This is a genomic window from Caballeronia sp. RCC_10, assembly GCF_041360715.1.
Lineage (GTDB): Bacteria > Pseudomonadota > Gammaproteobacteria > Burkholderiales > Burkholderiaceae > Caballeronia > Caballeronia grimmiae.
Genome location: NZ_JBFUPT010000016.1, coordinates 57,382 through 78,497 on the forward strand (window position 1 = coordinate 57,382; position 21,116 = coordinate 78,497).

At 64.1% G+C, this 21,116-nt stretch carries 18 protein-coding genes; 17 read left to right on the plus strand and 1 reads right to left on the minus strand.

From position 1 onward, the window contains the following. Window positions 1-2: 2 nt before the first annotated feature. The 13 genes from AB6804_RS23495 to AB6804_RS23555 all read left to right on the plus strand — a co-directional run bounded on the left by AB6804_RS23495 (window position 3) and on the right by AB6804_RS23555 (window position 16,032). A complete protein-coding gene (locus AB6804_RS23495; protein ID WP_370888519.1) occupies window positions 3-2,102 on the plus strand; it encodes an ABC transporter permease in 2,100 nt (699 codons plus the stop codon). 23 nt (window positions 2,103-2,125) lie between these two features. Then, window positions 2,126-3,067 carry a 3-hydroxyacyl-CoA dehydrogenase gene (locus AB6804_RS23500; protein WP_370888520.1) on the plus strand — a complete coding sequence of 314 codons (942 nt, stop codon included), beginning with the start codon at window positions 2,126-2,128 and terminating at the stop codon, window positions 3,065-3,067. Window positions 3,068-3,089: 22 nt separating this feature from the next. Further along, window positions 3,090-3,992 (plus strand): SMP-30/gluconolactonase/LRE family protein, encoded by a 903-nt coding sequence (locus AB6804_RS23505; protein WP_370888521.1) that lies wholly within the window; start codon window positions 3,090-3,092, stop codon window positions 3,990-3,992. 154 nt (window positions 3,993-4,146) lie between these two features. After that, window positions 4,147-6,648 (plus strand): glycogen/starch/alpha-glucan phosphorylase, encoded by a 2,502-nt coding sequence (locus AB6804_RS23510; RefSeq protein WP_370888522.1) that lies wholly within the window; start codon window positions 4,147-4,149, stop codon window positions 6,646-6,648. Then, a complete protein-coding gene (gene glgX, locus AB6804_RS23515) occupies window positions 6,641-8,734 on the plus strand; it encodes a glycogen debranching protein GlgX (RefSeq protein WP_370888523.1) in 2,094 nt (697 codons plus the stop codon). The genes AB6804_RS23510 and glgX overlap by 8 nt, the downstream gene beginning before the upstream one ends. Before the next feature lie 87 nt (window positions 8,735-8,821). Next, window positions 8,822-10,411 carry an aspartate:alanine exchanger family transporter gene (locus tag AB6804_RS23520; protein ID WP_370888524.1) on the plus strand — a complete coding sequence of 530 codons (1,590 nt, stop codon included), beginning with the start codon at window positions 8,822-8,824 and terminating at the stop codon, window positions 10,409-10,411. Window positions 10,412-10,448: 37 nt separating this feature from the next. Beyond that, window positions 10,449-11,444 (plus strand): 2-hydroxyacid dehydrogenase, encoded by a 996-nt coding sequence (locus tag AB6804_RS23525; protein ID WP_370888525.1) that lies wholly within the window; start codon window positions 10,449-10,451, stop codon window positions 11,442-11,444. 370 nt (window positions 11,445-11,814) lie between these two features. Further along, entirely contained in the window at window positions 11,815-13,062 is a 1,248-nt protein-coding gene (locus tag AB6804_RS23530; protein ID WP_370888526.1) for a DUF3300 domain-containing protein, read from the plus strand. Between the two features lie 10 nt (window positions 13,063-13,072). After that, on the plus strand, window positions 13,073-14,002 hold the full coding sequence (locus AB6804_RS23535; protein ID WP_370888527.1) for a DUF2950 domain-containing protein: 930 nt from the start codon (window positions 13,073-13,075) through the stop codon (window positions 14,000-14,002). An 18-nt stretch (window positions 14,003-14,020) separates the two neighbouring features. After that, on the plus strand, window positions 14,021-14,494 hold the full coding sequence (locus tag AB6804_RS23540) for a glycine zipper domain-containing protein (RefSeq protein WP_370888528.1): 474 nt from the start codon (window positions 14,021-14,023) through the stop codon (window positions 14,492-14,494). Window positions 14,495-14,532: 38 nt separating this feature from the next. After that, window positions 14,533-15,120 carry a hypothetical protein gene (locus tag AB6804_RS23545; protein ID WP_370888555.1) on the plus strand — a complete coding sequence of 196 codons (588 nt, stop codon included), beginning with the start codon at window positions 14,533-14,535 and terminating at the stop codon, window positions 15,118-15,120. Next, window positions 15,117-15,620 (plus strand): hypothetical protein, encoded by a 504-nt coding sequence (locus AB6804_RS23550; RefSeq protein WP_370888529.1) that lies wholly within the window; start codon window positions 15,117-15,119, stop codon window positions 15,618-15,620. The genes AB6804_RS23545 and AB6804_RS23550 overlap by 4 nt, the downstream gene beginning before the upstream one ends. Window positions 15,621-15,633: 13 nt before the next feature. Then, a complete protein-coding gene (locus AB6804_RS23555) occupies window positions 15,634-16,032 on the plus strand; it encodes a hypothetical protein (RefSeq protein ID WP_370888530.1) in 399 nt (132 codons plus the stop codon). 24 nt (window positions 16,033-16,056) lie between these two features. On the opposite strand, the gene AB6804_RS23560 is transcribed toward AB6804_RS23555, so the two are convergent. Next, the gene (locus tag AB6804_RS23560; protein WP_370888531.1) at window positions 16,057-17,043 is read right to left on the minus strand and encodes a hypothetical protein; all 987 of its coding nucleotides are present in this window, start codon (window positions 17,041-17,043) and stop codon (window positions 16,057-16,059) included. Between the two features lie 177 nt (window positions 17,044-17,220). Between AB6804_RS23560 and AB6804_RS23565 the strand changes: the two genes are divergently transcribed. The 4 genes from AB6804_RS23565 to AB6804_RS23580 all read left to right on the plus strand — a co-directional run bounded on the left by AB6804_RS23565 (window position 17,221) and on the right by AB6804_RS23580 (window position 21,115). Beyond that, a complete protein-coding gene (locus tag AB6804_RS23565) occupies window positions 17,221-17,409 on the plus strand; it encodes a DUF2964 family protein (protein WP_244796426.1) in 189 nt (62 codons plus the stop codon). A 132-nt stretch (window positions 17,410-17,541) separates the two neighbouring features. Then, window positions 17,542-17,799, plus strand: a complete 258-nt coding sequence (locus tag AB6804_RS23570) for an RNA recognition motif domain-containing protein (RefSeq protein WP_370888532.1) — start codon at window positions 17,542-17,544, stop codon at window positions 17,797-17,799. A 19-nt stretch (window positions 17,800-17,818) separates the two neighbouring features. Next, window positions 17,819-18,622 (plus strand): polyphosphate kinase 2, encoded by an 804-nt coding sequence (gene ppk2 / locus AB6804_RS23575; protein WP_370888533.1) that lies wholly within the window; start codon window positions 17,819-17,821, stop codon window positions 18,620-18,622. Between the two features lie 177 nt (window positions 18,623-18,799). Beyond that, window positions 18,800-21,115 (plus strand): DUF3141 domain-containing protein, encoded by a 2,316-nt coding sequence (locus tag AB6804_RS23580; RefSeq protein WP_370888534.1) that lies wholly within the window; start codon window positions 18,800-18,802, stop codon window positions 21,113-21,115. Window position 21,116: the final 1 nt, after the last annotated feature.

The window sequence follows — 21,116 nt, forward strand, 5'->3', positions numbered from 1 at the left end:
TCATGAAGATTGCGATTGCGTCGCCCGAAAGCGGGATCGTGCGGCCGGGCGCGCGCGTGGGATGGGGCGCGCGCATCGATCATCATCGCGGGCTCATCATCGCGATCAGCGCACTCGTCGCGATGCTGGCCGCCTGGGTGTCGCTGTCCGCGACGCCGGTGGGCATGTACGACATCGGCTCGGTCATTTCGAGCTCGACGACGCTCGCACTCGCGGCCATCGGGCAGACCATCGTGGTGCTGTCGGGCGGCTTCGATCTGTCCGCGTCCGCGGTGGTGTCCCTCGCCAACGTGCTCGCGGTGCGCTTCGTCGCCGGCACGCCGATGGAGCAATGGGCAGGCGCGGCGCTCATCCTCGCGATCGGCGGCGGCATCGGGCTCGTGAACGGCGCGTTGATCGCGTGGTTCCGGCTGCAATCCATCGTCGTCACGCTCGCGACGATGTTCATGGTGCAAGGTCTCACGCTGCTGATCCAGAACAAGCCGGGCGGCGCGGTAGGCGAGCAGTTCGGCGCGTTCATCACGTCTGACCTGATTCCCGAGAAGCTGCCGATGTCGGCGGGGGTGCTGATTATCGCGTTGCTGGTGTGGGCGTTTATCCGGCGCACACGCTTCGGCGTCGGGCTGTATGCGCTCGGCAGCGACCCCGACGGCGCATTCGCCAACGGCATGCCGGTCACGCGCTATCGCATCGCCACGTATGCGCTCGCCGGCGTTTTCTATGCAGCGGCGGGCCTGTACGTCTCGGCGCAGACAGGCTCGGCTGATCCGCTCGTCGGCAGGCCGCTGTTGCTGTCCATGTTCACGGCCGTGGTGCTCGGCGGCACGCTGCTCGGCGGAGGGCGCGGCGGGTGCACCGGCACCGTGTTCGCCGCGATGACGCTGATGATCACCGTGAACATCCTGCTCGTGCTAAACGTGTCGGCGTTTTTCACGACGATCGCCGAAGCGGTGATCCTCATTCTCGCGGTACTCGGCTCGTCGATCGGCAAGCAATCGGCAGCGCACGAGTGCGCGCGCCACGCCGCGCAATGGCTCAAGGCGGTGCGAACGGGCACGCGAGCAAAGGAGGATCCGCATGCGCGGCGCGTGTCGTTCGAGGTGAGCGACTATCAGCCGATGAAGAACACGGAGCTGAAGGGCCGCGCGCTGTCGGACTGGATCGAGCGCAATCGCGAATGGGTGAAGTACGTAATGCCCGCGTACCTGCTCTTCATCGCGGTCGTCGTCGTGACCGGCTTCGTCTACGGGCCGGGCGTGCTCGCGAGCGCGGGCTTCTACAGCAGTCTGCTCACGCTTACGCTGTTCCTCGCCATTCTCGGCCTCGGTCAGGGCGCGGTCATTCTGACGGGCGGTCTGGATCTGTCGATGCCGTGGCTCATCACCTTGTCCGGCGTCTTGCTGACGGGTCTCACGCACGGCGCGAACGGAGCGGCAGCGTGGGCGGTGCCGGTCGTGCTCGGCGTCGGCCTGCTCGTCGGCATCTTCAACGGCGTGGGCGTCGTGATGCTGGGGCTGCCGCCCATCGTCGTGACGCTCGCAGCCAACGGCCTGCTGCAAGGGCTCACGCTCATCTACTGCAACGGCTCGCCCCAAGGCTGGTCGCCGTCCGTGATCAGCGAGTTCACCAACGGACGGCTCGGGCCGCTGTCGCTCGCAGCGTGGAGCGTGCCCGTGTTTCTCGTCGTCGCGTTATTGCTGCTGCATCGCACGCCGTTCGGACGGCGCGTGTATGCGGTCGGCAATTCGCAAGTCGCGGCACGGCTTTCGGGTGTGCGCGTCGGCGCGACGCTGATCGCGGTGTACTGCCTCTCGGGTCTTTGCTCGGCCATCGTCGGGCTCCTGCTGGCAGGCTTCAGCTCGCAGGCGTTCCTCGGCATGGGCGATCCGTATCTGCTGCCATCGATCGCGGTCGTCGTCGTGGGCGGCGCGCTCATCACCGGCGGGCGCGGACACTATCTCGGCGTATTCGGGGGCGCGCTTCTGCTGACCGCGCTCGGCACCCTGCTCGCGGGCACGACCGTGCCGCCTGCGGTCAGGGACATCATCAACGGGCTCGTCGTGCTGGCTGCGGTCATCACGCTGCGCGACAAGCGGGCCTGAAACCATCATCGAGGATGCATCGAATGCAAGGAAGACACATCGCGGTCATCGGGTCGGGGCGCATCGGCCGCGCGTGGGCCATCGTGTTTGCGCGCAACGGCTTTACGGTGAGGATCCACGACGCATCGAAAGACATGCTGACGGGCGCGATTCCAGCGATACGCGAAAGCGTCGAAGACCTCGCGTCGTTCGGTCTCGTCGACGAATCCGTCGATACGATCGTCGCGCGTATCTCGACTTGCGACACGCTTGTCGAAACGGTCGCGGACGCCGACCTCGTGCAGGAGAACATCGCGGAGGTGGTCGAAGCGAAGCGTGCGCTGTTCACGGAGCTGGATCGCCTGACGAAACCCGATGCGCTGCTCGCGAGTTCGACATCGGGCCTGCCGGCATCCACTTTTACCGAAGGGCTGGAAGGGCGTGCGCGTTGCCTCGTTGCGCATCCGGTCAATCCGCCGTCGCTCGTGCCGCTCGTCGAATTGTGCGGTGCGCCGTGGACCGCGCCGGAAACGCTCGAACGTGCGCGCGCGCTGTACGAGGAAGCGGGACAGAAGCCCGTCTTGGTCAATCGCGAGATTTCGGGCTTCCTGCTGAACCGGCTGCAAGGCGCGGTGCTCGACGAAGCCTTGAGCCTCTACGAACAGGGCTATGCGAGCGCCGCCGACCTGGACACCGTGATGCGCGATGGCCTCGCGATGCGCTGGTCGTTCATGGGTCCGTTCGAGACTATCGACCTGAACGCGCCCGGCGGCGTCGCCGATTACGCATCGCGCTATGGCGGCACGTATCGCAGCATCGCCGGGACGCGCGTGCCATTCCACTGGTCCGATGAAACGCTCGCGCGGCTCGATGCCGAACGCCGCGCGGTGCTCGACCGGGAGCGCATCGAAGAGCGCAGCCGCTGGCGGGATCGCCGGCTGATGGCGTTGCTCGCGCATCGGCGGTCGCTGAAAGACCAAGACTGAACCTAAGCTCAAGGAGACGACGATGGCCGAAGTGCGCTTGCTCGTGGACGCGAACAATCATCTGGGCGAAGGCCCGCTGTGGGACGTGCGGGAAGAACGGCTCTACTGGATCGACAGCACGGCTGCGGAAATCTACCGATGCCGCGCGGACGGCAGCGATGTCGAGCGATTCTTCGTGCCGCGTCACATCGGTTCGATGGCCCTGCGCGAAAAGGGCGGCGCGGTCGTCGCACTCGCGAACGGGCTGCATTTCTACGACTTCGATTCGCAGACGGTAGAGTTCATCGCCGACCCCGAGGCCGACGATCCCGAAACGCGCTTCAACGACGGCAAGGTGGATCGCCAGGGCCGCTTCATCGCCGGCACCATGGCCTACGACTTCGACCGCTACGATGCCGATCGCGGCCAACGCTCGACACGCAGCGGCGGACTGTACCGGCTCGACACGAACGGCAAGGTCACGCGGCTCGACAGCGGCATTAGTTGCTCGAACGGGCCGTGCTGGAGCCCCGATAACCGCACGCTTTATTTCACCGATACCTACAGCAAGGAGATGTACGCCTACGACTACGACATCGAAACGGGCGCGGCGACCAACCGGCGTCTTTTCGTATCGGCGCAGAACATGGCGGGCACCTTCGATGGCGCGACCGTCGACGAGGAAGGATTCATCTGGTCGGCGCTCGTGTTCGGCGGGCGCATCGTGCGCTTTGCGCCGGATGGCACGCTCGATCGCGTGGTGCCGTTTCCAGTGCGCAATCTCACGAGCGTGATGTTCGGCGGGCCGAACCTCGACACGCTCTATGTCACGACGATGGGCCGCCCGATGTGGGGTATTCCGCAGAAAGAACGCGACAAGGGCGGATTGTTCGCGGTGACGGGCTTAGGCGTACGAGGATTGCCGGAGCCGCGCTTCGCCGGTTGACATCGGCACGCGTTTCGAAAGCGGCGGGTCACGCCGCCGCTATTTCGCTTACGTCAACAACGCGCCTGCCGCGTGATTTCGTGCCTTGATTGGTAATCCAAAGAGGTTGGCATATTCTTCCTGAGGGAAAAGAGCCAACCGCGAGGAACCGATCATGGCCGATGACCTTGCAACACACGTGCGCGCCGATGCGAGCACCACAGCGGAAGCCGTCACCAAAGGCGCCGCGTTGCTGGACGACGTGATCCGCAACCTCATCTCCCGGCAGGGCCGCTATCCGGATATCGCCAGCGCGCACGACTGGTATCTCGCACTCGCCTACACCGTTCGCGATCGCATGCTGGCGCGCTGGGTCGCATCGGCGAGAACGTACTCGATTCAGGGCGTAAAAGTCGCCTGCTATTTGTCGGCCGAGTTCCTGATCGGTCCTCAGCTCGGCAATAACCTGCTGAATCTCGGTATCGAAGACGACGCCCGCAAAGCGATGTCAGCGCTCGGGCTCGATCTCGACGAGCTATTGGCAGTCGAGGAAGAGCCGGGACTCGGCAACGGCGGCCTTGGACGGCTCGCCGCGTGTTATCTGGATTCGCTCGCCTCGCTCCAGATTCCCGCGATCGGCTATGGCATTCGCTACGAGTTCGGCATCTTCGATCAGGAAATCCGCGATGGCTGGCAAGTCGAGCGCACCGACAAGTGGCTCGAGAAAGGCAACGCGTGGGAAATCATTCGTCCTGAAGTGTGCTACTACGTCGGCTTTGGCGGGCACACCGAGCACGCAGCCGATGCCAGCGGGCATCTGCGCGTGCGCTGGATTCCGGCGCGGCAAGTGAAGGGCGTCGCATGCGACATGCCAATGCAGGGCTTTCGCGTCGATACCTGCAATCTTCTGCGCCTGTGGAAAAGCGAGGCGGTCGAGTCGTTCGATTTCGAGGACTTCAATGCAGGCGAATACTACGAGGCCGTGCACGAGAAGGTCCACTCGGAGACGCTCTCGAAAGTGCTTTATCCGAACGACGAACCGGAAATCGGCAAGCGCCTGCGTCTTGCGCAGCAGTACTTCTTCGTGTCGTGCTCGCTGCAGGACATGCTGCGTCTGATGGATATCACCGGGACGCCGATCGAGGATTTCGCGGAGCACTTCGCGGTGCAGCTCAACGATACGCATCCGTCGATTGCGGTGGCGGAACTCATGCGCCTTCTCATCGACGTGCGCGAGCTTTCATGGGATGCGGCATGGTCCATCACGCAGCGGACCTTTGCGTACACGAATCACACGCTCCTGCCCGAAGCGCTCGAAACATGGAGCTTGCCGCTGTTCAATAGCCAGTCGCCGCGGCTGCTCGAAATCATCTACGAGATCAATCGCCGCTTCCTCGAAGACGTGCGCCGCGCGTTCCCCGGCGATGAGGAACGCGTCGCCCGAATGTCACTGATCGACGAGACGGGCGGCAAGAAGGTGCGCATGGCGCATCTCGCGACGGTCGGCAGTCACGCGGTCAACGGCGTGGCCGAACTGCATTCCGAACTGCTGAAGCAGACGGTGATGCGCGACTTCGCGGAAATGTTTCCGGAGCGCTTTCTTAATGTGACCAACGGCGTTACCCCGCGCCGCTTCGTGATGTTGAGCAATCCCGGTCTCGCGCAACTGCTGGACAAGACGATCGGCGACGAGTGGAGAAGCGACCTTTCGCGTCTGGGCGCGCTCGCCGCCCATGCCGACGACCCCGCCTTTCACGAAGCATGGCGTGCGATCCGGCGCGACAACAAGGCCGCGCTCGCATTGCGCATCCAGAAGACGGTCGGCATCGACGTCGATCCGGACATGCTGTTCGACGTTCAGGTGAAGCGCATTCACGAGTACAAGCGGCAGCATCTCAATGCGCTATACATCATCGCGCTCTATCGACGGCTCTGCCGCAATCCCGATCTCGTGACCGCGCCGCGCTGCTTCATCTTCGGAGGAAAGGCCGCGCCGGGATACGCAATGGCCAAGCTCATCATCCGTCTGATTACGGGCGTGGCGGAAGTGGTCAACCATGATCCGGCGACGCGCGGCCGCATCAAGGTCGTGTTCTATCCGGACTTCAACGTGAAGCACGGTCACTGGATCTATCCGGCCGCCGATCTGTCGGAGCAGATATCGACGGCGGGCAAGGAAGCATCCGGTACGGGCAACATGAAGTTCATGATGAACGGCGCGCTGACCATCGGCACGCTGGACGGCGCGAACGTCGAGATTCGCGAGGAAGCCGGGCCGGAGAACTTCTTTCTCTTCGGACTGACCGCGCAACAGGTCGAGGACAGCAAGCGCGCAGGCTATCGCCCGCAGCGGTATGTCGAAGCGAACGACGAGCTGCGCGACGCGCTCGAGCAGATCGCGCAAGGACGCTTCTCGCGCGGCGATACCGACATGTTCCGCCCGCTGCTCGACAACCTGCTGCATCACGATCCGTTCCTCGTGCTCGCCGATTTCGCGGATTACGCCGCGTGCCAGGAGCGCGTGAGCGAAGCATGGCGCGACGTGCGGCAGTGGACGCGCATGTCGATCATCAACACGGCGCGATCGGGCAAGTTCTCATCCGATCGCGCCATCCAGGAATATTGCGAGCGCATCTGGGAAGCGCGCGCCGTGAGGATCGACCTTGCTCATGCGTGATGCGGACGTGAGCCCGGCGTATCGCACACAGCCCGGCTCGCGCTTTCCTTCGGGCGCGACGGTGATGCCGGGCGGCGTCAACTTCTGCGTGTTCTGCCGGTACGCGACACGCGTCGACTTGCTGCTCTTTGCTTCGGTCGAAAGCATGGAGCCGTTTCAGATCGTCACGCTCGTGCCGGAAGAGAACCGCACGTTCTATTACTGGCACGTTTTCATCGAGGGGCTGCCGGTTCATTCTTGCTATACGTGGCGCGCGCATGGCCCACACGGCTTGGCGCAAATGGACGACAAAGCCGCGAGCCGCAAGCAATTGCTCGATCCGAACGCGCGTGCCCTGAGCGACCGTTTCTATGACCGCCAGCAGGCCGCCGATGCGGCGGGTGACGATCGTGCGTCGATGCGGGCCATCGTCGCCGAGCCGATCAACGCGCCTGCAAGCGCCGAGGTGCGAACGCTCGATGACGCCATCATCTATGAGCTGCACGTCGGCGGCTTCACGCGGCATGCATCGAGCGGCGTCGCGCAGCCGGGAACATTTGCGGGGCTCGCCGAAAAGATTCCTTATTTGCAGGCGCTCGGCGTTACGCACGTGGAACTGCTGCCGGTCATGGCGTTCGACGAACAGGACGTGCCTGCGTCCGCCGCCGAAAGAGGGTTGTGCAATTTCTGGGGCTACAGCACGCATAGCTTTCATAGCCCGCATCCGCGCTATTGCGTCGAGCCGCATCGCGCGCCGCAGGAGTTTCGCGCGCTCGTCCATGCGCTGCATGCAGCGGGCATTCGCGTGCTGCTGGACGTCGTGTTCAATCACACGTCGGAAGCGGGGCTGGCGGGACCGGTCATCAACTTCAAGGCGCTGGCGAACGATATCTTCTATCTGACGGACCGTGCCGATCCACGCCATTACCGCGACTTCACCGGCTGCGGCAACACGGTCAACTGCAATCATCCGCTGGTGACGGCGTTCATTCTTCAAAGCCTCGAATATTGGGTGCGCGAACTCGGCGTCGATGGCTTTCGCTTCGATCTCGCGAGTATCTTCACGCGCGGCGAACACGGCGAGCTGCTCGGCACGCCGCCTTTGCCGTGGGCGATGGAAGCGTCGCCGGTGCTTGCGCGCGTGCCGTTGATCGCCGAGGCGTGGGATGCGGCGGGGCTGTATCACGTGGGCGCGTTTCCCGGCATGGCGTGGGCGGAATGGAACGGGCGCTATCGCGATGTGATCCGCCGTTTCGTGCGCGGCGATGCGGGTCTCATCGGCCAAGTATGTACGTGCATGTCGGGAAGCGCCGACCTCTATCAGCGCGATGGCCGCCTGCCCGCGAGCAGCATCAACTTCGTGACGAGTCACGACGGCTTCACGCTGCGCGATCTCGTGACGTATGAGGCGAAGCACAACGAGGCCAATGGCGAAGACAACCGCGACGGCACGAACGACAACCTCTCGTGGAATTGCGGCGTCGAAGGCGACACGGACGATGCGGCAGTCACGCGCATGCGCAATCGTCAGGCGCGCAACTTCATGGCGATTCTGCTGCTGAGTCAGGGCGTGCCGATGATTCTCGCCGGCGATGAATGCCTGCGCGGCCAGCGCGGCAACAACAACGCGTTCTGCCAGAACAACGAACTCTCCTGGCTGAACTGGGACTTTACGGACGATGGCCGCGCGATGCTCCGTTTCGTACGCGAACTGATCGCGTTGCGCAAGCGTCATCCGAGCCTGCGGCGCCGCACCTTCCTGACAGGGCGTCCGGCAGCCGGACAGGATCACGCCGATGTCGCATGGCACGGCGAGCGGCTCAACGAGCCGGCCTGGCACGATCCCGATGCACGCTTCGTCGCTTTCACACTGGCAGGGACGGTGGCGGACGAAGCGATGCTGCATATCGCGCTCAACATGAACGGCGATGCCCGCACGGCCGCGCTTCCTGATATAGATGGTCTTTGCTGGGGCTGCATCGTCGATACGGCCGCCGATCCGCCGCGCGATATTGTTTCGCCAGCCAAAACGTCGGCGGATGCGCGCAGTTCGATCCGTCTCGAAGCCCGCAGCGTGGTGGTGCTCGAATCGCACCGGCGCGGCTGATGCATCGCCCTGGACTGCGCCCGGCCGAGCGTCTTTAATGTCCTAGGTATGGCGACGGTGCGACGCTGCGTATCGACAGGAGGCCGCATGGACGCAGTCAGAACGTTTCTCGAGAATCAGTCGTTGTTCGCGCTGTTTTTGACCATCGCGCTCGGCTATCTGATCGGCGAGATCAACATCAAGGGCGTCGCGCTCGGCTCCGGGGCGGTGCTGTTCGTCGGGCTCGCCGTGGGTGCGTTCGCGCCTAAGTCCGCGCCTCCGGCCTTGCTCGGCACGCTCGGGCTCCTGTTGTTCCTGTATGGCATCGGCATTCAATACGGCGCGCAATTCTTCAAGGGCCTCACGAGCCGCGAGGGCGCGAAAGCGAACGCCGCCGCGTGCGTTGGCGTGATCATCGCGGGCCTCGTGTCGTGCGCGTTCATTCCGCTCGGCATCCGGCTCGCCGATGCACTCGGCATGTTCGCCGGCAGCGGCACCAGCACGGCCAGCCTGCAAGTTGCGATTGCATCGATGAAAAGCAACGACCCGGCCGTCGCGTATAGCGTCGCGTATCCGTTCGGCGTCGCCGGTCCGATTCTGTTGCTGTACGCGCTGAACGTCCTGCTGAAAGTGAAGATCGAGAAGCCGCCCGCGAAACTGCTCGAAACGGCGGAGATCGCGTTGAGAAACGAGAGCTTTTTCGGCCTCACGCTGGCCGAACTCACGACGCGCCTGCCTGCCGGCGTGTCGATCGCGGCGGTGCGGCGCGAGCATCACAACCAGTTGCCGGCCGACGACTTCATCCTCCGTTCCGACGATGTGCTGCTCGCCACCGGCACCGATCGCGGCCTGCTCGAACAGGCCACCGCGCTATGCGGCGAGTTGCAGCCGGGACGGCTGACGAGCCGTCGCGAGGACCTCGACTATATGCGCGTGTTCGCATCGAATCCGGCGGTCGTCGGCATGACGCTCGGCAATCTCCGCTTTCCCGATGGCGTGAAGTGCGCGGTCGCTCACGTGCGGCGCGGCGACGCCGATCTGCTGTCGACGCCCGATCTCGTGATCGAAGCGGGCGATCGCGTCGGCCTGCTCGTCAATCGCGCGCATCAGGCGACCATTCGCGCGTTCTTCGGCGATTCGATCAAGAGCACGGCGGATCTCAGCTTCGTCTGCCTGGGCATCGGCGCGGCGGCGGGCCTGCTGATCGGCGCGTTGCCGCTGCCCGTGCCGGGCCTCGGCGCATTTAGTTTGGGGCTCGCGGCGCTGCTTCTGCTCGCGCTGTGCCTCGGCAAGCTGCGACGCAACGGCCCGTTCGTGTGGGTCATGCCGCTCTCCGCGAATCTCGTGTTGCGCAACCTCGGGCTCACGATCTTTCTCGCGCAGGTCGGCATCTCGTGCGGGCCGAAATTCATCGCGACGGTCGGCACCGCCGGCCCGCTGCTGCTGCTCTACGGCGCGATCACGCTGATCGTGCTCGTTGGCGTCACCGCCGCGTGCTGCCTGTGGATTTTTAAGCTGCCGTTCGATACGACCGTGGGCGTCATCTGCGGCGCGACGGGGAACCCGGCCATCCTTGCGTTTGCCAACCGCATCGCGCCGACCGAACAGCCCGACATCATGTACGCGATGATTTTCCCGTCGATGACCATCGTCAAAGTGCTGTTCGTGCAGATCGCCATATCGCTCGCAAGCGGCTAGCCGCCAGGCGTCGGCCACATCTCTTAGGGAGGGCATCATGGAAGTCGCGATTTTCAGTTCGACCCCTTACGAGCGCAAGTTTCTCGACGAGGCGAACAAGGCCGAGCAACACACGTTGCGCTACCTCGACGTTCAACTCGGGCCCGACACCGTCGGACTCGCTGCCGGCTTCGGCGCGGTCTGCATCTTTGTCAACGACAAGGCCGACGCGCCGACGCTCGAAGCGCTGCATCGCGGCGGCACGCGGCTGCTCGCGCTGCGCTGCACCGGCTTCAACAACGTGGATCTCGAGGCGGCGGCGCGGCTCGGCATCAAGGTGGTGCGCGTCGTCACGTACTCGCCGAATTCGGTCGCGGAGTTCGCCGTGGCCTTGCTGCTCGCGATCAACCGCAAGGTGCATCGCGCCTACAACCGCACGCGCGATTCCAACTTCTCGCTCGATGGCCTCATCGGCTTCGATCTGTTCGGCAAGACGGTGGCGGTGGTCGGCACCGGCAAGATCGGCTGCGTGTTCGCGCAGATCATGATCGGCTTCGGCTGCGACGTGATCGGCTACGACCCGTATCATTCAGCGGAATTCGAGGCGCTGGGCGGGCGTTATGCGAAGCCCGGCGAGATCGGCTCCAAATCGGACATCGTTTCATTGCATTGCCCCTTGACGCCCGAGACGCATCACATCATCAACGCGGACATGCTCCGTCGCTCGAAGCCCGGCGCGTTGCTCATCAACACGAGCCGTGGCGCGCTGATCGACACCGAAGCCGTCATCGAGGCGCTGAAGAGCGGCCAGTTGGGCGGGCTCGCCATCGACGTGTACGAGCAGGAAAGCAGTCTTTTCTTCCGCGACCTGTCGAACGAGATCATTCAGGACGATGTGATGCAGCGTCTCGTCTCGTTTCCGAATGTGATCGTGACGGGGCATCAGGCGTATCTGACGCGCGAAGCGCTGACGACCATCTGCGAGACGACGTTGCAAAGCGTGACGGCCTTCGAAAAGAATGAACCCTTGGAGAACGAAGTAAAAGCGAGCTGACAACCCGACGCCCGCGACGCTTGAAAACACAACGGCGTTTGCATATCTTCAAAGTGCATGGGAGCGCGCGATGAATCGACTCGTCGCATGAGGCGCTGAATCGCTCAGGGCGGGCAGAATTGCAAGCGGCGGCCGGCAATAGACAGGACAAGAAGGCCGCGGCGAGAAAAGCGTTCGAAGGAGCTAAACCAAGCGGCCCGATAGCGCGATGCCGGCGTTTTCACCGCTTACCGGGCCGCGCCCGCGCAACGGACGAGGGCGCGCCTTGCAGGCGGGAAGCCTGCGGCACGACGTCATGGCGTCGAAACGCGCCGGCAATGCAACCACCAGGCCGTGTCCCCGCCATGACAGGCTCGCAAGCTGGACGACGATGCGACATTACCTCATTGCGCTCATCATCGCGTGGACGCTCGTCTGCGAGACGGCAGCTCACGCGCAGGCTCCGGCGGCGAGCGGCGCGGAGCCGGCCACGTTGTCGTCCGCGCAGGTGGACAAACTCGTCGGACCCATCGCGCTCTATCCGGACGATCTCATCGCGATCATTCTTCCCGCGTCGACGTATCCGATCGAAGTCGTTCAGGCTGACCGGTTCATCGAGAAGAGGAAGACGGAGAAGGACTTGCCCGTGAACGAAGCGTGGCACGACTCCGTGAAGGCGCTGCTGAACTATCCGGAAGTCATCAGGAAGATGAGCAGCGAACTCGACTGGACAGTGGCGCTGGGCGAAGCGGTCGTCGCGGACCAGAGCGCCGTGCTCGAAGGCGTGCAGCGCTTCAGACGTCAGACGCAATCGGTCGGCAATCTCAAGACCGACGACAAGCAGACGATCGTCGTGGAGAAGGAGGTGATCAAGATCGTGCCGTCCAATCCCGAAGTCATCTACGTGCCGCAATACAACCCGTCCACGGTCGTGGTCAGCAGCCCCACGCCCGTCTATGCCTATGCGCCCGCGCCTTACCCGGTCTATTACTACCCGTATGCGCCCGGCGCTGCATTCGCAACGGGACTGGTCTGGGGCGCCGCGATCACCGCCGCGTGGCATGGCGGACACTACGAGGCCAACTACAGCGGCGGCAATAACACGATCAACATCAATCGCGAGCAGAACATCAATCGCAGCGAGGTCAAGACCAATATCAGCGAGCGGCAGGCCAACCGTTCGACGACCGGAGCGCAATCGAGCACGTGGCGCTCCGAGAAGAAGCCGGGACAGGTGTCGGGCGGGACGGCGCGTGCATCGACCCAGCGCGTCGGCGACGCGCCATCGCGTGCGGGCGGCGGCGGTATCGGCGGCAGTGGGGCGGCGGGAGGCGCGCAGCGTGTCGCCGCACGCACGCCGGGCGCGACGTCCCCGACGCAAAACGCGGCGCGATCGCCGGGCGCGGGCGGCTTCGAAGGCCGCGGCGGCGATGCATTCAGCGGCTACGGTTCGGCGCAAGCGGCGCGAGCGGACAGCGCACGCGGCGCGGCAAGCCGGCAGTCGATGTCGAGCGCCGGTCAGGGCGGCCGTGATTTCTCGAACAGAGGCGGCTATTCCGGCGGCGGGCGCAGTGCCGGCGGCGGCTATTCGGGCGGCGGCCGCAACTTCGGCGGGGGCGGCCGTGGCGGCCGTCGTTAGGAGGCGCGCCATGAATCATCGCACTGTCGCCTTGGTCCGAGCATGCCTCGGCGTCGCCATGTGTCTTGCGATGCTGCTTCCGCTGCATCGCGCGCTCGCCGCCGATCAACAACGCGCTTTCGCGACGCCCGAAGAAGCCGTCAGCGCCCTGGAACAAGCGCTGGAGTCCAATGACGACGATGCGCTCATCGGCATCTTCGGGGAAGCGCACAGCCGTCTCGTCGTGACATCCGACGAAGCCGAGGACCGCGCGCTTCGCGCCAATGCCTTGCAGGAACTGAAGACGTTCCATGCGCTCGAGGAGACCTCGCCCGACCGTCGCATCCTGCGTATCGGCGACGAAGCGTGGCCCATGCCGATTCCGCTCGTGCGCGCAAACGGCGCATGGCGGTTCGCGACCGAAGAAGGCGCGCAAGAGGTGCTTGATCGGCGTATCGGGGCGAACGAACGCGAAGCGATCAAGGTGCTGCGCGCCTATCTCGATGCGCAGCGCGAGTATGCAACGCGCGACCGCATGGGCGACGGTGTGCTGCAGTACGCGCGCAAGCTGGGCAGTTCACCCGGCAAGCAGGACGGCCTGTACTGGCCCGCCGACCCAGCACGCGGCGAGGAACCCAGTCCGTTCGGGCCGCTGATTGCCGCCAGCTCGCAATATTTCAAGGATCGAAAAGCCGGTGACGCTTATCACGGATATCACTTCCGAATCCTGACGAAACAGGGAAAGAACGCCCCGGGCGGCGCATTCAGCTATCTCATCAATGGCCGCATGCTGGCCGGCTTTGCGATGGCCGCGTATCCGGCGCAATACGGCGAAAGCGGCGTGATGACTTTCATTGTCAATAACAACGGGGTGGTGTATCAGAAGAACCGGGGCGCATCTGCGCCGCCGCTGACGGAATTCGATCCGGATGCATCGTGGACGCGCGTGCAGGACCCATGACTTGGAAGGAGTTGCCACATGAACGCAAAGACATTGCGAGCCAGCTGTGCCATCGTGATCGCCGCCCTGACGCTCGACGTCATGGCGCAAGGCAAGCCGATCGCTTATCCGTCGAAAGGGCAGAGCGCGCAAAAGCAGCAGCAGGACGACGGCGCCTGCTATAGCTGGGCTAAAAGCAACACGGGCATCGATCCGGCGACCGCATCGACGGCGCCGCCGCCGCAAAGCGGACCGGCTGTCGGCGGCGGCGAGCGCGTCGGCGGTGCGGCGCGCGGCGCTGCGGGCGGCGCGGTGATCGGCGCCATCGCGGGCGACGCGGGCAAGGGCGCGGCCATCGGCGCAACAGCCGGCACGATGGCGGGCGGCGCGCGCGCGCGGCAGAACCGGCGCGAACAGCAGGCCAATGCACAGGCGCAGAGTCAGGGCGCGATGTCCACCTATTACCGAGCGTGGGCGGCTTGCATGCAAGGGCGCGGCTACTCGATCCAGTAACGGCGAACCGTCACGAGCGTTTTCAAAGGAGGGAGATGATGAAGCGCATGAGCCTGCTTTTGCTGTCATGCCTTGCGGTTTCCGCAAGCGTCCTGTCCGCCGAACCCGAAACGGACATGAGCATCGTGAGAGGACCGGATAGCGCATCGGTGCAGGGCGTCGCGAAAGTGACGGCAACGATCGTCGGCATCGACCCGGCCACGCGCACGGTCACGCTCAAGACCAAGGCGGGCAAGGTGCTCGAACTCGAAGTGACGCAGGAAGCGCGCAACTTCGACCAGCTCAAGATCGGCGACATCGTTACCACGCAGTATCGCGAATCGCTGACTTTGAGCCTCGTCGATGCGAAGACCCCGGTCTCGCGCACCGAGAAGGATATCGAAGCGCGTGCGCCGAAGGGCGCGAAGCCGGGCGGCGAGATCGGCCGCGAGGTGACGATCATCGCCGATGTGATCGCGGTCGATCGCAACTCGAAAACGGTGACGCTGCGCGGGCCGCGCGGCGAGACGGTGCATCTGCTCGTCGAGGACCCCGATCGCCTGAAGCAGGTCAAGAAGGGCAACCAGGTAAAGGCGGTCTTTACAGAGGCGCTGGCCATTTCCGTCGAACCAGCGAAGACCCAATGAAACCCAACGCAGGGGGCCTTGCAATCGCATGCGCCGTGCTGGCCTTCGCCGGTTGTGCGCAGCAGGAGGCGCGCGTCGACGCCGGGATGGATCAGCAGGCGATCGTCGCGCGTCTGGGCCCGCCGAAGGAAAGCTACGATCTGCCCGGCGGCGGCAAGCGCCTGATGTGGCCGACTCAGCCGATGGGTTCGACCACTACGGCCGTCGACGTCGACGCATCGGGCAAAGTCCTGAGTGTGCGGCAAGTGCTTCAGGACAACGAGTTTTATCGCGCGGAAATCGGCAAGTGGACGCGCGACGACGTGCTGACGCATTTCGGCCGCCCGTTCGAGACGTCGTATTTCAAGCGGATGGATCGCGAAGTGTGGTCGTATCGATATGTCGAGAACAACATCGACCATCTGCTGTTCCATTTTTATTTCGACCCGCAGGGCGTGCTCCGGCAGACGCAAAGGCAGCCCGATCCCCGCTACGATCCGAGCCAGCGGAACGTGTTATGACAGGACCTCAACGATGATTGCGCCATCCCGCGTTTCGTCGTGCCGTCTCACGCGATGCATCCTGTGCGCCGCGCTGGCGCTGCCGTGCGCGAGCGTCTTCGCCAATAACCTCAACTTCCTGAAGGACACGCCGGTCAGCTACATGAAGCCGCCTGACCGGCAAGCATTGAATCGCGCGGCGCAACGCGCGCTCGAATCGAACAAGGATGGCGAAACGATGAAGTGGAGCAACGAGGGCACGGGCAATCCGGTGCATATCGAAGGGACGGTGACGCCTCGCGATACGGCATCCAACGGCGGCGAGCGATGCCGTCAGGTGACGCTGGTGGCCGTCGCGAAAGGACAGACGCAAAGCTGGACGCCGACGGCCTGCAAGACCGCCGGCGGCGAGCGGCGCATCAAGAAAAAGTAGCCCGGCGAGGCGTCGAAGCGTGCATCAGAAGCTGACCGCGAAGCCGAAGGACACGCCGTGCACGTTATGGCCGAAGACGTATCGCACCATCGCCCGCGTGCGCGTGATGACGATCGGATATTTGCTGCTGTCGAGTTCGAGCCCGACGCCGAGCGATGTCAGGTCGTTGAAACCGAGCACGCCGGCGCTGTCGCCAAAGTAGTGCGTGTAGGCGGTTTCGAGCACGTAGCGCAGCGGCTTGTCGAGTGCGACGAGCCCGGTCGGCGCACGCCAGCGCGCCCACAGGCTGAACTGCTGTGAGTTCGCCGAGCCTTGCACGGCGTCCGACGAACTGCCGAAACTGCGCAGATGAATATCGGTGGCGCGCAGTTCGACATCGACCTCGTAGTGCTCGCGATAGTGCTCCAGATCGAGCATCAGCGAGCCGCCGACGCCATACGCGTTGAGCGCGCCGTCTTCGAGAAACTGGAGGTTGGCGTCGGCTGCGTGATTGAAAAGCGTTTGCGCGACGCGCAGGTCGCTCGCAACGCGGCCGACCATGCCGTTGAGTATCGGCCGGATGCGCAGTTCGTCGGTGATGGGAAAGTCCCAGCCGATGCCGACTGTCGTGCTCGCGGTGTTCCATCGTGTCGGGACGGCGCGTTGCTGGTTGCCGTCCGTGGCGACAAAGGTCGGATCGTAGCGGCTATACGCGAGCGTGCCTTCGAGATAGAGAGGAAAGGACTTGCTGATGGTGAAGCCGCCGCCGAGCTGCGTCTGGCCGAATCCGGGATCGCCCGTGGAGCCGCTGTTGATCGAAAGCGAACTGGTCGTCACGTCGGGCACGGCGGTGTAGGACATGATGGCGAGCACGGCGTCGGCGTAGCGCTTCACGTTGCCGGCGATGACGGTGCGGTCCCCCGGCGCCGCCGGCGCGGCTTGCGCGTGCGCTGCCGCGGATGCCAGGGCCACCGACGCCGCGAGCAACGACGCGGCGCAGGACCGGCGCAATGAGCGTATCGGCTGTTGCATGCAAGGCGTCCCGGCGATACGTTGAACGGTTGATGGCCGCACGTCGCTTTGCGCCATCTACGGTTGTACGAGCAAAGCGGTTGTCCGCGCGCTTGCCTGGAATGCGCACGGAAACAATGTAATGCAAGCATTCACGCGCGCCAAGTCCCACGCATCACGCACGTCATGGAGGCATCGATGCAACGAACCGAGCTTCGAATGGTGATCGCGGCCATTGGTGTGTTCATCTGGCTGGGCGGGCTCTACGGAACCATCCACGGCCTCATCTATGACATACGGCCGGAATTCCGTTATGGGATGCTGGCGCTCGCCATCGGCATCGTCATCTTCGTGGCCGCGCTGAATCCGCTCGCGCAACGCAAGTAGAAATATGCGCGTAAGCGTGATGATCGGCCCGAATGTGTACTACGCTATAAAAGCTGCAACGCGGGGCGGGCGAACGAATCGGATGCTGACCGAAGCGGCGGGATAGCCCGCCAGGCGATGGAGGGTGTCGCAATGGGCGATCTCTGGCTAGGCAATGTCGACGAGGACACGACGGATGATGAGATCCGCGAGTTCCTCTGTAAATACGGGTTCCCTTCTTTCGATTCGATCAAACGCGTGCCGGGCACCGGCGAACGTCCGGCGGCGGTGGTGACCTTCGACTCGGTGGAGCCGCATGTGCTGCGCCGCTTCCAGCCGCGCCTGCACAACATGCTCTGGAAGGATCGCAAGCTCGTGGTGCAGGTCATGCCGGAGCGTCACGAGCATTGAATGACGCGGGAGAAACGCAATGAACGTGAACGAGGCCGTCGCGGAGCATGAGCGTTTGAGCGCCAAGGCTTATGAAAAGGAACTGGCGCGCCTGCACGTGGAACTCGTGAAGGTGCAGCAATGGGTCGTGCATGCCGGCGCGAAGATCTGCGTCGTGTTCGAGGGACGCGATGGCGCCGGCAAGGGCGGCACCATCAAGGCGATCACCGAGCGCGTGAGCCCGCGCATCTTTCGCGTGGTGGCGCTGCCCGCGCCGACCGAACGCGAAAAGACGCAGATGTACGTGCAGCGGTATCTGCCGCATCTGCCCGCAGCAGGCGAGATCACGCTCTTCGACCGGAGCTGGTACAACCGCGCGGGCGTCGAACGCGTGATGGGCTTCTGCACGCAGGAACAGGCGGACACCTTCTTGCGCGGCGTGCCGCTCGTCGAGCGCGCGATCATCGATTCGGGTGTGATCCTGCTGAAGTACTGGCTCGAAGTGGGTCAGGAGGAACAGACGCGCCGCCTGGAGGCGCGCATCCGCGACGAGCGCAAGATCTGGAAGCTCTCGCCGATGGACCTGCGCTCCTATAGCCGCTGGTACGACTACTCGCGCGCACGCGACGAGATGTTCGCCGCAACCGACACCGAGCACGCGCCGTGGTACGTCGTGCGCTCGGACGACAAGCGGCGGGCGCGGCTCAACATGATCAGCCACATGCTGACGAACATCCCCTACACCGACGTTCCGCGCGAGAAGGTGAAGCTGCCGAAGCGGCAGAAGCCCGAGGGCTATCGCGAGAACGATCGTCCTTTGCGGTACGTGCCCGAGCGCTTCTAGGCGCGGTCCGCTTCATCTGCCGATGGAAGCCACGTTGCGCGCGGGCTTCGTCGATGGTATCAATGCCATGTCGTGCCATCGATCAGTTGGGCTGAACGAATCGAATCATCCACGAGAGCAGCCCCCGTCTCTGTTGTAAGCGTTTCCCTCTCAAGCTCTCGTCGCGGAGGCCGCGCCATGACGTATGCAGATCAGTTCGCCCGCAGTCAGGACATTGCGGGCAAGGTCACACGGGTGTTTCAGAAGCGCGCGCAAACCGCGCAGCAGCAATACGATGAGCGGGTCCGCGCGGCGGGCAAGCATCTGCTCGACAACGGCCACGCCAGTTCGAACGGCTACGACTATGCGGTCGACGTGTTTCAGCGTTCGATCCTCTTCTGGGATACGCTGCGCCGGCGCGGCAATCAGTTCGTCGAGCAGGCGAAGCGCGGCTCCGAACCGGTGCTGCATTTCGAGTACGAAATGCTTCTCGACGGTCGCGGCTTTTCGCGGCCGGTGAACTATGCGTTGCTGCGTATCGTGCCGCCGCAAGGCGTCGTGATCGACGACAAGAAGCGGCCTTACCTCATCATCGATCCCCGCGCGGGGCATGGTCCGGGCATCGGCGGCTTCAAGGACGACTCGCAAGTGGGCGTCGCATTGCGTGCGGGTCATCCGGTCTACTTCGTCACGTTCTTTCGCGATCCACAGCCGGGCCAGACGCTGCTCGATGTCTGCGCCGCCGAACAGCGCTTCGTGAAGCACGTGCGCGCATTGCATCCCGAGAGCCGCAAGCCCGCGATCGTCGGCAACTGCCAGGGCGGCTGGGCCGCGATGATGCTGGCCAGTTCCGAGCCGGACGAAACAGGCCCGCTCGTCATCAACGGTGCGCCGATGTCGTACTGGAGTGGCGCATGGAGCGAAGGCGAGGGCGATAACCCGATGCGCTATTCCGGCGGCATGCTGGGCGGCACGTGGCTCGCGTCGTTCACCGCGGACCTCGGCAACGGCAAGTTCGACGGCGCGCATCTGGTGCAGAACTTCGAATCGCTCAACCCGGCGAACAGCCTGTGGGACAAGTACTATCACCTCTACGCGAACATCGACAGCGAGCCGCCGCGCTTCCTCGACTTCGAACGATGGTGGGGCGCCTACTACCTGATGAACCGCGACGAGATCGAATGGATCACGCGCAATCTTTTCGTCGGCAACAAGCTGTGGTCGGGCGAAGTGCGCGGCATGGAAGGCGTGTCGTTCGATCTTCGCGCGATCAAGTCGCCGATCGTTCTTTTTGCCTCGCTCGGCGACAACATCACGCCGCCGCAACAGGCGTTCAACTGGGTCGCCGATGTCTATGGCAGCACCGAGGAAATAAAGTCGCGCGGACAGGTGATCGTCGGGCTCATGCATCAGGATATCGGGCATCTCGGCATCTTCGTGAGCGGCAAGGTCGCGAAGAAGGAATACACGCAGATTGCATCGGTGCTGGAGGCGATCGAATCGTTTCCGCCGGGGCTGTACGGCATGGAGATCGCCGAGCGAAAGACGGCGGACGGCGCGACTGAATACGACGTCTCGTTCCGTGAGCATCGGCTGGAGGAGGTCGTCGCGCGCTTCAATCGCTTCGAACGCATCGACGAATTGCCGTTCAAGGCGGTTCAGCAGGTATCGGACTTCAATCAGCGCGCCTACGAGCTTTTCGCGCAGCCGTTCGTGCAGGCGATGTCTAACGATGTGAGCGCGACCTGGCTGCGGCAGTTTCATCCGTTGCGCGCGCAACGCTGGATGGTGTCCGATATGAATCCGTGGCTCGCGTGGCTCGGCCCCGCAGCCGATGCGGCGAAAGCCGCGCGCAAGCCCGAGGCCGCGCCGGGCGCATGGCATGCAGCCGAGCATTTCGGATCGGACATGCTGAGCGCGGGCCTCGACTTCTATCGCGCGATGCGCGATGCGGCCACCGAGAGCCTTTTCTTCTCCATCTACGGAAACATGTTCTCGACGCACCACGCGCAAACCGCCGATGGCCGGGCGGCCACGCACGAACCGGCCGATCCGCGCGATCTGCCGTTCGTGCAGGAAGCGCTGGCGGGGATCGCGCGTGGCGGCTATCCGGAGGCGCTCGCGCGTGTCGCGTGTCTGCTGGTGCAGCATGACCAGCCGATTCCGTTCGCACGCATGCTGCTGCGGCAGGAACTCACGCGAGAGTACGCGCACTACGTGCCGCAGATGCCGCCCGACGCATGGCGGAGGCTGCGCGGCGAGCAGGAGATCGTCGTGCGGCTGGAGCCCGAGCAGGCGCTCGCGACACTGCCGGAGTTACTTCGCGATTCTGATGAACGCAAGAAGCTGCTCACATTCATCGATACGCTGCTCGCCGATAGCCGCGTGCAAAGTGTGGAGCCGACCGCCGCGCAGCGCGAGATGCTCGCGCGCATCCGTGCGGTGCTGCCCGTGCAGGCCGAGAAGCCGGCGAAGCAGCCGAGGCAGGCGAAGGGATCGGCGCAAGCGCATTGAA